This is a genomic window from Frankia sp. AiPs1 (genome assembly GCF_023716945.1).
Classification (GTDB): Bacteria; Actinomycetota; Actinomycetes; order Frankiales; family Frankiaceae; genus Frankia.
Genome location: NZ_JAMQQF010000785.1, coordinates 1 through 2,086, shown reverse-complemented (window position 1 = coordinate 2,086; position 2,086 = coordinate 1). Strand labels below are relative to the sequence as shown.

The 2,086-nt window shown below is 76.7% G+C and carries 1 protein-coding gene; it reads left to right on the top strand.

Features of this window, described 5'->3' with window-relative positions; translation table 11 throughout:
• A partial coding sequence (locus ND748_RS30630) for an acyltransferase domain-containing protein (protein WP_251749771.1) occupies positions 1-2,086 on the top strand: 2,086 nt, incomplete at both ends.

The following is a 2,086-nucleotide window of genomic DNA, read 5'->3' as shown; positions in this document are numbered from 1 at the left end:
GTCCGCGCTCGCGGCGGGCCGACCGGCGGCCGGGCTCGTCCTCGGCGCGGTCCCCGCGGCCCCGCCGGGCCGGACCGCGTTGCTGTTCACCGGGCAGGGCAGCCAGCGCAACGGGATGGGCCGGGACCTTTACGACGCCGTCCCCGCGTTCGCCGACGACCTTGACGAGATCTGCGAACGGTTCGCAGACCATCTCGACCGGCCGTTGCGGGAGGTCATGTTCGCCGCTGCGGGCACGTCCGACGCGGCACTGCTGCACCGCACCGAGTACACCCAGCCGGCGCTGTTCGCCTTCGGTACGGCGCTGTACCGGCTGGTCACCTCCTGGGGGGTGACCCCGGCACTGCTCGCCGGGCACTCGATCGGTGAGCTGACCGCCGCCCACGTCGCGGGGGTGTGGTCGCTGGACGACGCGGTGACGCTGGTCGCCGCCCGCGGCCGGCTCATGCAGTCCTGCCGCGCCGGCGGTGCGATGATCGCGATCCGGGCGGGTGCCGGCGAGGTTGCGGCGTCGCTGACCGGCCAGCAGGGGCGGGTGGAGATCGCCGCCGTCAACGGTCCCGAGGCGACGGTGATCGCCGGGGACGCCGACGTCGCGGAGCGGATCGCCGCGGACTGGGCCGCCCGCGGCCACGCGACGAGGCGCCTGACCGTCAGCCACGCCTTCCACTCCCCGCACATGGCGGGCATGCTCGACGAGTTCCGGGCCGTCGCCGGGCAGGTCACCCACCACGCACCGGCGATCCCGATCGTGTCCACCCTCACCGGCGAACCGACCGGTGCGGAGCTGTGCACCCCCGACTACTGGGCCCGCCACGCGCGCGGCGCGGTGCGTTTCCTCGACGCCGCCCGCCGCCTGCACGCCGAGGGTGCCAGCGCCTTCCTCGAGCTCGGCCCCGATGCGGTCCTCACCGCGCTGCTGCCCGGTTGCCTGCCGGCGGACGTCGCGGCGCCGATCGCGGTCGCCTCGACCCGCGCCGGGCGGCCGGAGGCCGACACGCTGCTCGCCGCCCTCGCCGCCCTCGACACCCACGGCGTCGACGTGGACTGGCGGGCTGTCATCGGCCGCGCCGGCTCCGTGGTCGACCTGCCCACCTACGCCTTCCAGCGCCGGCGCTACTGGCTCGCGGGCGACCGCGTCGCCATCCCGGCCCCCCGCCAGGCCGCCCCTGCCCCGGCCACCACTGCCCAGGACGTCGACACCGCGGCGGGCATGGCGCGAACGGGCCGCCCCGAGGTCACCGGCCTCGGCGAGTCGGCGCTGGCCGGGGTCGGAGCCCCGGCCAGCGATCCCCGCACCTGGCGGTACCGCACCGGCTGGCAACCGATGGCCGACGCCGACCTCACCGCGGCCATCGCCGCGCAGGCCAGCACCCCCCCGCCGCTGGGTGGCCGGTGGCCCGTGCTCGTCCCGCCGAACGGAGTGGACGAGGAGCTGCTCGTCCGCGTCACCTGGATGATCGAGCGCCTGGGCGGCACGCCGCTGGCGATCCGACTGGCCCGGGCCGACCGGGGCGCGATCGCCTCGCGGCTGGCAGAGGCGGGTCTCGGTGGCGCGGCAGCGCCCACCGGGACCGCACCAGGCGGCGATCATGTCGGCGGGGTCGTGTCCCTGCTCGCCCTCGACGGCACCCCCCACTCGGACCATCCGCATCTCACCACCGGACTCGCCCTCACGGTCACCGGTGTCCAGGCGCTGGGCGACCTGCGGGTCGGCGCGCCGCTGTGGGCCGTCACCCGCGGTGCGGTCACGACGGGCGCCGAGGACCCCGTCACCCAGCCGGAGCAGGCGATGATCTGGGGTCTGGGCCGGACCCTCGCGCTGGAGCAGCCGCGGGTCTGGGGCGGCCTCATCGACCTGCCCACCAGCCTGGACGACCAGACCCTGCTGTGGTTCGGCACCGCGCTGACCGCCCCCGGCGGCGAGGACCAGTTCGCTCCCCGCCCGCAGGGCCTGCGGGTGCCCCGCCTGCTGCACATCCCCGAGGCGGACCCCGCACCGGTGGGCGGATGGCGTCCGGACGGGACCGTGCTGATCACCGGCGGCACCGGCGCCCTCGGCGCGCACACCGCCCGCCGCCTGGCC